This window comes from Streptomyces sp. NPDC059169 (genome assembly GCF_042755225.1).
GTDB lineage: Bacteria > Actinomycetota > Actinomycetes > Streptomycetales > Streptomycetaceae > Streptomyces.
The window spans coordinates 23,677-37,396 of record NZ_JBHZCF010000002.1 but is presented as its reverse complement, the minus strand read 5'-3'; the positions used below and the strand labels follow the sequence as shown (position 1 = coordinate 37,396).

Sequence of the window (13,720 nt, the reverse complement as noted above, 5' to 3'; positions counted from 1 at the left end):
GGGCCTTTCGGCGTGTGGGTGGCGCAACCAACGGACCCCCAACAAAAGCCGGGGAGCCGACAGAGAAAACGCGCCTGAGCCGGACGACCCGGGCGCGCTGCCGCCGGACGGTCAGCGGCGGGTGAAGACGGCGACGGTGCGGGCGGGGACGGTGAACGTTCCCGAACCGCTGTCGTAGGACGCGCACTTGACGACGGCGTCACTCCCCGCCGCCTGCACGGGGTGCAGGGCGTAGCGCGTTCCCGCCTCGGCACCGATCCGCTGCGTCTGCTGCTTCGGCGTGGCGTTGAACACCACGACCAGGGTGCCGAGCCTCATGGTGATCACGCCCGGCGTCTCGTCCGTCCCGGACAGCGGGAAGGACAGTGCGGACTGCACAGCGTCCGCCGATCCCAGCCCGAAGTGCTCGTCCGTGGTGCGGATCCTGAGCAGATCACGGTACGCGGCGGACGCGCCGTTGATCTCCTTACATCCCGGGGTGAGGGCGGGCGCGGTCAGCAACGGCTTGGCGTACGTCCATTTGGCCTTGTTGTCGGCGGCGGGTGGCAGGCCCCTGCCGAACCCATTGCCCTCCCGGCAGTCCCAGTGGATCGCGTTGAACCAGTCCCCGCTGTCGTAGGAGTTGCGGTCCAGGGACTTCGACCGGAGCAGGTCGGAGCCGGCCTGGGACAGCGCCGGTCCCTGCGACAGGGTGGCGGTCGCCATGGCGAGCACCTGCATGCGGGCCCGGTCGGCCGGCGTCGTCGTGGGCGGCAACTTGAACGCGAGCGCGTCGTACAGGGACTCGTTGTCGTGGGCGTCCGCGTAGGCGAGGGCGTCGCCGGGGGCGGTGGCGTAGCCGGCCGGCGAGCCGTTGTAGTCCACCTCGGAGCCCTTGACCCTGCGGCCGCGGGTGTCGGTGAAGGTGAAGGCGGCGAGGTTGCCGGACAGCCCGACCTTGATCAGGTCCTGGTAGTGCAACAGCCGGGCCTTCTGCTCGTCCGGGGAGCCGTTGGACTTCGAGCTGCCCGGGTCGGTGTAGAGGCCGGAGGCGAAGCCCTGGACACCGGGGTCCCCGTCGAAGGGCCCGCCGCCGCGGACGGCGTCGCGGGCCCGGTCGGAGAAGGTGGCGATACCGGTGCCCGCCATGTTCTTCTGGGTGGCCTGGACGAAACGGGCGTCATCGGCGATCTCGCCGAAGTTCCAGCCTTCGCCGTAGAGGATGACGCTCTTGCCGTCGACGCCGTCCTTGGCGACCGTCAGCGCGTCGAGTGCCTTGCGCACGGCGAGGATGTTGGCCTTCGGGTGGTGGCCCATGAGGTCGAAGCGGAAGCCGTCGACCTTGTACTCCTTCGCCCAGGTGACGACCGAGTCCACGACGAGCCTGCCCATCATGGCGTTCTCCGGCGCGGTACCCGCGCAGCAGGTGGAAGTGGCCACACTGCCGTCGGCGAGGAGCCGCTGGTAGTAGCCGGGCACGATCCGGTCCAGCACGGACTTGTCCGACTGGCCGCTGGCGACGGTGTGGTTGTAGACGACGTCCATGACCGTCCGCAACCCGGCTCCGTTGAGGCCCTGCACCATCTGCCGGAACTCGACCGTGCGGCGGGGGCCCTCGGGGTCGGAGGCGTAGGAACCTTCGGGGACGGTGTAGTGCAGCGGGTCGTAGCCCCAGTTGTACGCGTCCTTCGCGGCGGCCCCGGCGACGCACGCCTGCTGCTCCTCCGAGTCGGCCGGGTACGCCTCCAGGTCGCAACCGGGCACGGCCTGGTCGGACTTCCTCTCCGGAATCGTGCCGATGTCGAAGGCCGGCAGCAGGTGGACGTAGGAGGCACCGCTGTCCGCGAGGGCCTTCAGGTGCTTCATACCGGGCGAGTTGCGGTCGGTGAAGCCGAGGTAGCCGCGCCGGGAGAAGTCACGGATGTGCAGCTCCTGGATCTGGGCGTCCTTCAGCGGCACGGCGGAGGGCTTCTTCAGCACGGACCAGCCCTTGGGGGCGAGCTTCGGGTCGGCGAGGTCGACGACGAGGCTGCGGGCCGAGTCGGTGGTCAGCGCCGTCGAGTACGGGTCGGTGACCCGGTTGGTGACCAGCTTGCCGACGCTCGGCGCGAACACGGTCACGACGTACCGGTAGGGTTTGCCGCGCCAGCTCGCCGGGCCGGTGGCCGACCAAACCCCGGAGGCGTCGTCACGGCGCATCGGAACGGTCTTCCCGTCGAGTTCGAGCGCCACCTTCCGTGCGGTGGGCGCCCAGACCGAGAGGGTCGGCCGCCCCTTGCGGAACACCGGACCGAGCGCCGCCCTGATCGCCTCCGCGGCGTACAGGTCGTCGAGCACCCCGGGGATCTGCACCCCGGTGGCGGCGAGCAGCGCCCCCGCCGCGTTGCGCTGGGTGGCGACGAGCTGACCGCGCAGGGCGCCCCGCACCCGGTCGTGGTCGCGCGGATCGACCGTGAACGCCGGGTAGTCCTTGAGGTGCGGGTACCGCGCCTTCTGCGCCTCGGTGAGGGCGGACGGGGTGAGCCTCAGCCAACGCCCCTCGTCGTTCAGCGCCCCGTCGACGACCCGGATGCCGCCGGGTGCGTACACGAGCTGCTGGCTGGTGGCGTCGGTCGCCTCGACCTTCCAGACGACGGTGTTGCGGTCGATGAACTGCGCCTCCGCCTTGGACAGGTCGAGGGAGGGGGCTCCGCCGGTCTGCGGGAGCAGGTACTGCTGCTGCCCGGCGAGCATCCACACCTCACGGCCGTGGTTGCCGAACGACAGCGACTGGTCCGTCGGCAGGTCCTTCTGGTCCCCGTTGTGGACGATGTAGCTGAGCGACGTGGCACCCTCGGCGAGCGGGACTTCGAAGGTCACGCCGTACGCATCGCGCCGCACCGGCATCAGCGGCTTGGACCAGTCCGTGGGCTCGGCGGCCCCGGTCCACAGGTGCAGGCCCCAGCCGTCGTAGTCAGCGCCGGGCCGCTGGTAGTGCAGCACAGCCTTCTTGGTGTCCTGTGGCGGGTACGCACCCTCGGGCGCGGTGTCCGAAGCGGCGTCCTGGCCCTGCCTGATCCAGACCTCGCCGGTGCGGGCGAGATGGATGCTGCGCTGCGGTCCGTCTGCGACGCCGTCCTTCTCAACGGTGTACGGGAGGGTCGAGGCGCCCTCGGGGACCCTGACCCAGGCGAACGCGCCGAAGGCGTCACGACCTGTGAACGCGGCCGTGGTGCCCGCGGCCTTCAGCTGCCAGCCCGTGTAGTCCCCTCCCCCAGGTTCTCCGGGCCGGGAGGTTCCCCCCTCGCGCCGGTAGTGGACGACGGCGTACGAACGCTCGACGGCCGTCGGCTTCGCGGGCGTCGGGGCCTGTCCCGCGGTGGTGGCGGCCAGGGCGCTCGCGGTGCGGCCGAGGCTGTCGACGACGACGGCCTTGTAGCGCAGCGGGGTGCCCGCCGGAGCGGTGACGTGGTGGGTGACCTTGTACGGGGCGTGGTCGGCCGAACCGAGCGTGCGCCATGCGCCGTTGCCCACCTGGGCGGCGAAGACGACCCGGTTCAGCTGCCCGCCGTCGGTGTCGGTCGAGACCTCGACCGTACCGGTGGCTCCGGCGGCCGGTGCCTTCAGCGTCACGGACGGCTTCGCCGCGGGCGCCGGGAGCGGCCCGTCCGCACGCAGCACCAGCGACGACAGGGCGGGCACGGTGACGGTGACCTTCCCCCCGCTGGCGCGCACGGCCCCGGAACCGCCGTACAACACCCGGAAGTGCGCCGCGCCCACCGGCAGGGTGACGGTCCTCGGGACGGTCGCGTTGTTGGCGGCGACCACGTATTCGATGCGTTGCCTGGCGTCCGTGCGGGAGAAGGCGTACACCGAACCCTTGGCGTACCGCTCCTGCTGGACGCCGTCGCGCAGCGCCGGGTGATCGCGAGTGAGCTTCGACAACGCGGCGACCACCCGGTACAGCGGGTGCGCGGGGTCGTAGGCGTCCTCGGCGTGGGTGCGGTCCGTGCCGATCTGGTCGTCGTCCAGGTAGTCCGCGGTCTGCGAGGCGAACAAGGTCTGCCGCGCGTCCTTGTCGCCGCCCGCGCCGGTGAAGCCCTGCTCGTCGCCGTAGTAGATGACGGGGTTGCCGCGGCTGAGGAACATCAGCTCGTCGGCCAGGCGGGCCCTGCCCAGCAGCTCGGCGTCGTCCGCCTCCGGGTTGTCCTGCTTCAGGAACGTCCCGATGCGCCCCATGTCGTGGTTGCCGAGGAAGGTCACCTGCTCGTAGGCGTTGGCCTTGTCGGTGGTGTACCGGTAGTCGTCGGCGAAGACCCGGGCGAGCCTGCCGGCGTCGGCGCCCTGCGAGACGTAGGCGCGCGCGGCGTCCTGGAACGGGAAGTCGAGGGTGGCGTCGAGCCGTCCTCGGGTGACGTACGGGGAGGTGACGGCGGTGTCGGCGGAGAAGACCTCGCCGAACATGAAGAAGTCCTTGCGGCCTCGCTTCGCCGCGTACGCGTCGAGGGCGGTGGCCCACTCGGTCCAGAAGTCCAGGTCGACGTGTTTGACCGTGTCGATGCGGAAGCCGTCGACGCGGAAGTCACGGACCCACTTCTGGTAGATCTTCCTCATCCCGTCGACGACCTCGGGACGCTCGGTCCACAGGTCGTCGAGCCCCGCGAAGTCGCCGTACTCCGCGCTCTCCCCGGCCCAGGTGGAGTCGCCCCTGTTGTGGTACATCGTGGGGTCGTTCAACCAGGCCGGCACCTTGGTGACCGCAGCCGGACCGTGGACGGGGGTATAGGGGAAGGAGTCCCGGTCGACCCTGCCGATCCCGGAGCGGTCGTCGAAGGGCCTGCCGTCCCGGTCGAGGTAGGGGTACGCGCCCTTGGGGCGGTAGCCGTACTGCTTCTCGGCGTAGTCGACCGTGTCCGCGGTGTGGTTGGTGATGACGTCGAAGAAGACCTTCATGCCCTTGGCGTGGGCCTTGTCGATCAGCTTCGTCAGGTCGGCGTTGGTACCGAAGTGCGGATCGACCTGGGTGAAGTCGGTGATCCAGTAGCCGTGGTAGCCGGCGGAGGCGTCCTTGCCCGTGCCCTGCACGGGACGGTTCTTGAACACAGGGGCGAGCCAGACGGCGGTGGTGCCGAGGCCCTTGATGTAGTCGAGGCGCCGGGTGAGGCCCTTGAGGTCGCCGCCCTGGTAGAAGCCCTTGTCCGTGGGGTCGTAGCCGGTCCGGAGCCGTGAACCGGTCAGCCCGCCGCGGTCGTTGGAACGGTCGCCGTTGGCGAACCGGTCCGGCAGTACGAAGTAGAACTGCTCGCGGGTCAGGTCGTGGCGCGCCGGCTCGGCGGCGAGCTTCGCGTCGGCGGGTGGGGGCGCCTCCCGGGCGAAGCTCCGGGGAGGTGCGGGTGGTTTCGCCGCCGCGGGTACGGCGGGCGCGAGCGCCGCGCAGAGGGCGGCGGCGAGCGAGGCCGCGACGGCTCTGCGTCTGCCGCGCAGGGGACGTATCACAGGTGCTCTCCTTCTGAGCTGACCGGGAAGGAACCGTGAGGAGTGGTGCGCCGCTCCGCGCGCAGCGGGGTCGTGGGCGCGCGGAACGGCAGTCCGAGGGGGCGGGTCAGGGTCGCCAGGCGTCCTCCAAGGTGACCTTGCCGCCCGCGGGCACGGTCGCCGTGCGGTTGGGGCCGCTCTCCCACGCGACGGCACCCGAGGCGTCCTTGCGCAGGTACTTGTAGGCGAAGGACGTACCGGCGGGCAGGGCGACGTCGAGCTTCCACACCGGGTAGGCGCCCGGGTCCAGCTTCAACGCACCGCCGGGGTTCCAGTTGCCGAGGGCGGCCCGGTCCCCGGTGACGTAGATGTTCTCGCCGGGCACGGTGGTGGCGTGGACGCCGAAGGACGCTCCGGTGACGCCCGCGGAACCGGCGCAGCCGCGCGCGCCCACGTGCAGCGCGACCGCGGTGCCCGCGCCCAGGGTGCGGGTGAACCGGCCCGATGCGTCGATCGTGACTCCGGTGCCGGACTGGACGTCGCAGTAGTCGCCGGCGGGCAGTGACGTCTGGAACGTCCGGGTCAACGCGGTCGATTCGTGGTTGATGGCCACGTACGCCTTGTCGCCGCGCCCGAAGGCGATCGCGTCCGCGCCGTTGTCCCACCAGTTCGTGACGCCCTGACCGCGGGCCACGTTGCGGAAGGCGACCATCGAGGAGATCTCGCGCCAGGCGTGCTGGCACTTCCACCCGTCGCGGTAACAGGAGTTCACCGCACCGCCGTTCGGTGGGCCGGCCTCCTTGTCCGTCCACTCGTAGCCGGAGTGGACGTCCGGGGAACCGTACGGCCAGGCCAGCATGAAGACGTGTGCCAGTGTGTAGGCGGCGCCGTCCCGGTAGGTGAGGGTGTCGCCGACGCGCTCGGTGTCGTGGTTGTCGACGAAGACGGCGGACCGATCGCCCGGCAGGTAGCCCCATCCCTCTCCGTAGTTCTTCAGGTAGGCGAGGTTCTCGGAGGTGAACACCCGCTTGAGGTCGCGCGCGTAGCGGAATTCCTGGACGTCTCCGTTGCCGAGGTACTCGCCGGGCTGGACGGCCTCTCCGGCGCCGTATATGACCTCCTGCTTCCAGTACGCGTCGGTGTCGTCGAGCTTCGCCTTGATGGCGGCGAGGTCGGCGGCCGGCATGTGCTTGGCCGCGTCGATCCGGAAGCCGTCCGCGCCGAGCGACAGCAGGTCGTTCAGGTAGCCCGCGATCCTCCTGCGGACGTACTCTTCGCCGGTGTCGAGGTCGGCGAGTTGCACCAGTTCGCAGTTCTGGACGTTGGCGCGGTCCCGGTAGTCGGTGATCTGCGCGGTGCAGTCGTCCATGTCCCGGGAGGAATACAGCCCCGGGTAGTCGTACTTGGTGTACGGCGAGCCGCCCGTGCCCGTCCCGCTGCCCGCCGCCATGTGGTTGATGACGGTGTCGACGACGACCTTGACTCCCGCTGCGTGGCAGGCGTCGACCATGCGGCTGAAGGCCGCCCGGTCGCCGAGCCGCCCGGCGATCTGGTAACTGACGGGCTGGTAGGAGGTCCACCACTGCGGGCCCTGGATGTGTTCCTGGGGCGGTGAGACCTGGACGTACCCGTAACCGGCCGGGCCCAGGGTGCTCGTGCACTCCTGGGCGACCGCGTCGAAGCGCCATTCGAAGAGGACGGCGGTGACGTCCTTGGTGCCGGGTGGAGCCGCGGTCGCGGCTCCTGCCGGGGCGATCACCGCGGTCGCCGCGGTCGCCACGAGGGCGACGGCGGCGGCCAGGGACCTGCTGGCCATGTGGTTCCTCCTGCGGCTCAGGAAGGTGGGGATGTGGGGATGTGGGAGGGAGCAACATCACGAGGGCCGCACGGGATTGAATGTTCTTGCTGCAAATCTGAAAGACCCTCTGCGCAGGTGACCGTAGGGGGAGCCAGTCAATCGGTCAACAGTTCCGACACCTCCGCGACGCATGGAAGACATCGTTCCGCAAAAAGTTGCAGCGGGGTTGCTGTGTTCAGGTTGACGGATCGACAGGCTGACGGACAGTCGCAGTCGGCGCCGGAGAACGCGAACGCCCCCGCCGGTTCACACCGGGCGGGGGCGTCCCCTCCTCCTCGTGGCAGGCCTTCCTCAGCGCGGCCGGGCCGTGGATCCCCTGACCACCAGCTCCGGTTGGAAGACGTACTCGGTACGCGGTACGGGATTGCCGCGGATCTCCTCCAGCAGCGCACCGACCGCCGCGGACGCCATGGCCTGGACGGGCTGCCGCACCGTGGTCAACGGCGGGTCGGTGAACGCGATCAACGGCGAGTCGTCGTACCCGACCACGGACAGCCCGCCCGGCACGTCGATCCCGCGTTCCCGCGCGGCCCTGATCGCTCCGAGGGCCATCATGTCGCTGCCGCAGACGATGCCCGTGCAGCCCTCGTCGATGAGCTCCACAGCCGCGGCGTGGCCGCCCTCGACGCTGAACAGCGTGTGCCGCACCCATGCTTCGGCGTGCACTCCGGCCAGCGGTCGCATCGCGTCCAGGAAGCCCTCGGTCTTGCGACGGGACGGCACGTAGCGGACGGGCCCGACCGCGAGCCCGATCCTCTCGTGCCCCAGCTCGGCGAGGTGGCGCACGGCCATCCCCGCGGCCAGGTGGTCGTCGGGCGACACGAACGGCGCCACGACGTGGTCGTTGTAGCCGTTGACGAGGACGAACGGGACCCGGCGCGCTGCGAGTTCGGCGTAGCGTCCCTGGTCCGCCGCCGTATCGGCGTGCAGTCCCGAGAGGAAGACGATGCCGTCGACACCGCTCTCCTCCAGCTGTTCGACGAGTTCGTCCTCGCTCGCTCCACCGGGCTGCTGGCAGCACAGCACGGGAGTGAACCCGTGCCCGGCCAGGACCTGCTCGATGACCTGCGCGAACGCTGGGAAGATCGGGTTGGTGAGCTCGGGCACCACCAGTCCGATCAGCCCGGCACTGCGGCGGCGCAGCCGTACGGGGCGCTCGTAGCCGAGGACGTCGAGCGCGGCGAGCACCCGGGTCCTCGTCGACGCCGACACCCCCGGCTTGCCGTTGAGGACACGACTCACCGTCGCCTCGCTGACGTCGGCCTGCGTGGCGATGTCGGTGAGCCGGGGGGAGGCCGCTCCCGGGCCGCCCCGCGGCCGGGGAACCGTCACACCGACCACCAGGCCGTGGTGTCCGCGGGCAGCACGGCCGCGCCGTCCGCCACGGCCACCGGCGAGTTGGCCACCAGCAGGGTGCCGGGAGCCGGCAGGTGGACCGCCGTGCCCGTGGTGTTGGCCGTGCAGACGAAGCCGTCGCGGGTGAAGGCGAGGACGCCTTCGGGGGCCTCGAGCCAGGTGAGGTCGGTGCCCGCGCCGAGGCCGGGGTGTTCCCGACGGAGGGCCAGTGCCGCGCGGTACAACTCCAGGGTCGAGCCCTGCGCCCCGGTCTGCGCCTCCACGCTCAACTCGGCCCACTCCGCCGGCTGCGGCAACCAGCTCCCCCCGCTGCCGAAACCGAACGACGAACCCTCCCGCGTCCACGGCAACGGCACCCGACACCCGTCACGGAAACCGTCCTGCCCCTCCGCCCGGAAGAACGACGGGTCCTGACGCACCTCGTCCGGCAGGTCCGTCACGTCCGGCAAGCCGAGCTCCTCCCCCTGGTACACGTACGCCGACCCCGGCAACGCCAACATCAACAGTGTCGCCGCCCGCGCACGCCGCAACCCGAGCTTGCGGTCGCCCGGCTCACGCAACTGGGTGCCGACACCGGGCGGGTTGGCGAAGCGGGTGGCGTGCCGCGTGACGTCGTGGTTGGACAGCACCCACGTGGCGGGCGCCCCCACGGGGCGCATCGCGGCGAGCGAACCTTCGATGATCCCCCGCAGCTCCTCCGCTTCCCAGTTCGCCGTCAGGTACTGGAAGTTGAAGGCCTGGTGCATCTCGTCCGGCCTGACGTACAGGGCGGTGCGCTCCACGGTGGGCGTCCAGGCCTCGGCGACGAGGATGCGCTCGCCCTCGTACTCGTCGAGGATCTGCCGCCAGGAGCGGTAGATCTCGTGCACGCCGTCCTGGTCGAAGAACGGCATGGCGTCATTGCCGAGCAGCTTGAGCTGCTCGCCACCGCCGATGTCGGGCAGACCGGGTGCCTTGACGAGTCCGTGGGCCACGTCGACGCGGAAGCCGTCGGCGCCCAGGTCCAGCCAGAAGCGCAGGATCGAGCGGAACTCGTCCTGCACGGCCCGGTGCTCCCAGTTGAAGTCGGGCTGCTCGGGGGCGAACAGGTGCAGGTACCACTCACCGGGGCTGCCGTCCGGGTTCACCGTCCGGGTCCAGGCCGGTCCGCCGAAGATGGACTCCCAGTCGTTGGGGGGCAGTGCGCCGTCGACGCCCTTGCCGGGGCGGAAGTGGAAGCGCTCGCGCAGCCGGGAACCGGGGCCCTCGCGCAGCGCCTGCCTGAACCAGTCGTGTTGGTTCGAGCAGTGGTTGGGAACGAGGTCCACGATGATCCGCAGGCCGAGGTTGTGGGCACCGCGGATCAGGGCGTCGGCGTCGTGCAGGTTGCCGAACATCGGGTCGATGGCCCGGTAGTCGGCCACGTCGTAGCCGGCGTCGGCCTGCGGCGAGGCGTAGAAGGGGCTGAGCCAGACCGCGTCGACGCCGAGCTCCTTGAGGTACGGGAGCCGACTGCGTATCCCGGCGAGATCGCCCATGCCGTCGCCGTTGCCGTCGGCGAAGCTGCGCGGATAGACCTGGTAGATCACCGCGTCCCGCCACCATGGCGCTGGCTCGTGGTGCCTGCCGGTCGTCGTGGTGGCGGGGGCAGCGAGATGCTGGGTCATTTCATCCCTGGGATGGTGGTGGTTGGGGGGTTGCGTAACTGCGGATGGGCCGGCCGTGTCCAGGCCGACCGGTCAGCCCTTGACGGCGCCTGCGGACACTCCCGTCACCAGGTGGCGCTGCGCGAAGAGGAAGACGACCGCCGCGGGGATGGCGATGATCACCGAGGCGGCGGTCATCGGCCCCCACTGGGCGCCGTACTGGTTGACGAACTTCTGCAGGCCGCCCGCGAGGGTCAGGTTCTCGTCGCCGACCATGAAGGCCGAGGCGTAGGCGACCTCGCCCCAGGCGGTGATGAACGAGTAGAACGCGGTGACGGCGATGCCGGGCTTGGCGAGCGGCAGGATCAGCCGCCAGAAGGTACCGAACGGGGTGAGGCCGTCGACCTGACCCGATTCGTCGATCTCCCGCGGGATCGTGTCGAAGAAGCCCTTCATCATCCAGGCGCAGAACGGCACCGCGATGGTCAGGTACGTGATGACCAGACCGGCCGGCTCGTTGAGCAGGCCCAGGCCCGACATGATGTTGTAGATCGGCACGATCAGGACCGCGACCGGGAACATCTGGGTGACGAGCAGGGTCCACATCAGTCCGCGCTTGCCGGGGAAGCGGAAGCGGCTGACGGCGTAGCCGGTGGTGGCGGCCACGAACACGCCGATGACCGTGGTGAGGCCGGCGACGAGCAGCGAGTTGGCGAACCAGGTGAGGAACTCGGTGTCCTCGATCAGCTTGGTGTAGTTCTCGAACGTCGTCTCCTTGACGAAGTCCGTGGTGGTCGCGTACTGGGCCGGCTTGAGCGAGGTCAGCAGCACCCACAGCACCGGGAAGACGGCGATCGCCGACGCGACGAGCAGCGTCACGTGCAGGCCGACCGAGGCGAGCGGCGAACGGCGGCCGCGTACGGGGGCGTTGGTCGTGCTCACCAGGTTTCTCCCTGCTTGCGGAGGACGCGCTGGTAGACAGCTGCGAAGACCATCAGGAGGACGAGGATCAGCACGCCCCAGGTGGAGGACTGGGCGAAGTCGCGCGGGCTGATCTCGAACGAGAACTTGTACGCCTGGGTGACCAGGATCTGAGTGGCCTCGCCGGGTCCGCCGCGGGTGAGCAGGAAGATCACCGGGAACATGTTGAAGGTCCAGATGGTGCTCAGCAGGATCACCGTGGTGCTGACCGACCTGAGGCCGGGCATGGTGATGTGGCGGAACCGCTGCCAGGCGCTCGCGCCGTCCATCTCTGCGGCCTCGTACAACTCGCCGGGGATGGACTGCAGCCCGCCGAGCAGGGCCACCATCATGAACGGCACGCCGAGCCAGACGTTGACGGCGATCACCGAGAATTTGGCCCAGGTGGGGTCGTTGAGCCACGGCACGGCGTCGATGCCCCCGCCCGCGAGGACCTCGTTGAGGATGCCGCGCCGCTCGTCGTACAGGAAGCGCCAGGCGAAGACCGAGACGAAGCCGGGCACCGCCCAGGGCAGGATCAGCATCATCCGGTAGAACGACCGGCCGGCGATCGTGCGGTTGAGGATGTTCGCGAGGGCGAGGCCGAGGGCGAACGTGACGGCCACGCAGGAGACCGTCCACACCAGCGTCCACCCGAGGGTGTCCAGGAACTGGCTGCCGGTGAGTGCGTCGGCGTAGTTGTCGAGCCCGATGAATTCGTAGGTCGCGGGGAGGTGGTTCACCCCGATCGACCGCTCGACGTTCCGCTCGTTGGCGTCCGTCAGCGACAGGTAGACGCCGCGGACGAGCGGATAGCCGATGATCACCCCGATCACGATCACCACGGGGGCGACCATGGCCCAGGCGTACCAGTGGGTGGACAGGGCGCGACGGAGCGGCCCCGGCGCGCCTGCGGAGTCGCGGCGACGGCCGCGGGCCCTGGTGGGCTCCGCGGCCTGCGCCACCGACTGGCCGCTGGTGTGGACAGCCATCAGTCGGTCACTCTTCCCTTACTTCCAGTCCTTGAGGAGCTTGCGGTAGGCGTCCCCCGCCGCCTTGGCACCCTTCTCCGGGGTGGTCTGGCCGGTCAGGACCTTGGTGTACTCGACCTTCACCGGCTCGAAGAGGCTGCCGCCCTCCGGGATCCAGGGCCGCTCGACGGCCTTGTCGACGACCGGCTTGAAGAAGCCGACGATCTCGTTGCCCGCGACGCTCGGCTTGCCGTAGACGGAGGTGCGGGTCGGAAGCAGACTGAGCTCCTTGGCAACCTGGGTCTGGGCCTCGACGGAGGTCATGTAGTCAACGAACGCGTAGGACGCTTCGAGGTTCTTGGAGCCGGCGTACACGGCGAGGTTGTGGCCGCCCTGCGGGGCGCCCTGGCCGGCGGAGCCGGCGGGCACGGGAGCGATGCCCAGGTTGGCCTTGTCCTTGAACTCCTTGCCGGCGTAGGTGTCGGTGATCGCCCAAGGACCGTTGATCATCATGGCGACCTTGCCGTCCTTGAAGGCCGCCTGCATGTTGTCCCAGCCGTTGGTGGCATCGGTGATCGCGGCACCGGAGTCCACGAGGTCCTTGACGACCTTCATGGCCTTCACGCCGGCCGGGTTGTCGACCGTGACCTGCTTCTTCTCGGCGTCGACCAGGTTGCCGCCCTCGCCGTAGAGGAAGGAGAGGAACCAGTAGGCGTCATCGCCGCGCAGGTACATCCCGGTCTTGCCGGTCTTGTCCTTGATGGTCTTGGCGACCGTCTTCAGGTCGTCGATGGTGTTGGGAACCGCAACGCCGGCGTCCTTGAAGATCTTCTTGTTGTAGAAGACGCCCATGGAGTCGATGACCTGCGGGACCGCGTAGGTCTTGTCCTTGTACCTGGTGGAGGCCGCGGCCTGCGCCAGGAAGTCCTTCTCGTCCTTGAGCGCGGCGGTGCCGTCCAGCGGTGCGAGGTAGCCGAGGTCGGCGAACTCGGGGGTCCAGGCGACCTCGGAACGGATGACGTCCGGGGCGCCCGCTCCGGACTGGGCCGCGTTCTTGAACTTGTTCTGCGCCTCGCCGAACGGCACGTTCACATACTTGATCTTGACGTCGGGGTGCAGCTTGGTGAAGCCCTCGGCAAGCTTCTTGAAGACCTTGTCCTCACTGCCGACGGTCGACGTGTCCCACCAGGTGACCGTGCCGGACAGCTTGCCCGAGCTGCTCTTGCCGCTGTCGGCGTCGTCGCCGCCGCACGCGGTCGCCGTGAGCGCCAGGCTCGCGACCAGAGCGGTGGCCGCTATGCCACGTCGCATGTGAACTCCTTCAACCTGGGCCGCTCCATCACGGCGCCGATTCGGTCAGGAACGTAACAAGGTTGAAAGAAGTGCGAAAGACCTTGCGGGATATTTCCGCAAGAGCCTGCGATCGTTACATCCACGTGTCCTCACGGTGGCCGACGAGCGGCTTGTCAACGGCGCACTTGCCCGTCCTGATGCTCTTCAGAGCTTCCGCAATCGCT

7 protein-coding genes are annotated in these 13,720 nt (G+C 69.6%); all 7 read right to left on the bottom strand.

What is annotated here, in order from left to right; all coding sequences use genetic code 11:
• Positions 1 to 111 precede the first annotated feature (111 nt).
• A complete protein-coding gene (gene pulA / locus ACFXOM_RS04065) occupies positions 112 to 5,454 on the bottom strand; it encodes a pullulanase-type alpha-1,6-glucosidase (protein WP_384938630.1) in 5,343 nt (1,780 codons plus the stop codon).
• A gap of 106 nt (positions 5,455 to 5,560) precedes the next feature.
• Positions 5,561 to 7,249 (bottom strand): carbohydrate-binding module family 20 domain-containing protein, encoded by a 1,689-nt coding sequence (locus ACFXOM_RS04060; RefSeq protein WP_385036891.1) that lies wholly within the window; start codon positions 7,247 to 7,249, stop codon positions 5,561 to 5,563.
• 333 nt (positions 7,250 to 7,582) lie between these two features.
• Positions 7,583 to 8,635: a LacI family DNA-binding transcriptional regulator gene (locus tag ACFXOM_RS04055; protein WP_384938654.1), complete on the bottom strand. Its 1,053-nt coding sequence runs from the start codon at positions 8,633 to 8,635 to the stop codon at positions 7,583 to 7,585.
• Positions 8,620 to 10,293 (bottom strand): glycoside hydrolase family 13 protein, encoded by a 1,674-nt coding sequence (locus ACFXOM_RS04050; protein ID WP_384938627.1) that lies wholly within the window; start codon positions 10,291 to 10,293, stop codon positions 8,620 to 8,622. Before ACFXOM_RS04050 ends, ACFXOM_RS04055 begins: the two co-directional genes overlap by 16 nt.
• Before the next feature lie 72 nt (positions 10,294 to 10,365).
• Positions 10,366 to 11,217 carry a sugar ABC transporter permease gene (locus tag ACFXOM_RS04045; RefSeq protein WP_384938652.1) on the bottom strand — a complete coding sequence of 284 codons (852 nt, stop codon included), beginning with the start codon at positions 11,215 to 11,217 and terminating at the stop codon, positions 10,366 to 10,368.
• Positions 11,211 to 12,224 (bottom strand): carbohydrate ABC transporter permease, encoded by a 1,014-nt coding sequence (locus ACFXOM_RS04040; RefSeq protein WP_384938625.1) that lies wholly within the window; start codon positions 12,222 to 12,224, stop codon positions 11,211 to 11,213. Before ACFXOM_RS04040 ends, ACFXOM_RS04045 begins: the two co-directional genes overlap by 7 nt.
• Positions 12,225 to 12,242: 18 nt before the next feature.
• Entirely contained in the window at positions 12,243 to 13,514 is a 1,272-nt protein-coding gene (locus ACFXOM_RS04035) for an extracellular solute-binding protein (RefSeq protein ID WP_384938623.1), read from the bottom strand.
• Positions 13,515 to 13,720: the final 206 nt, after the last annotated feature.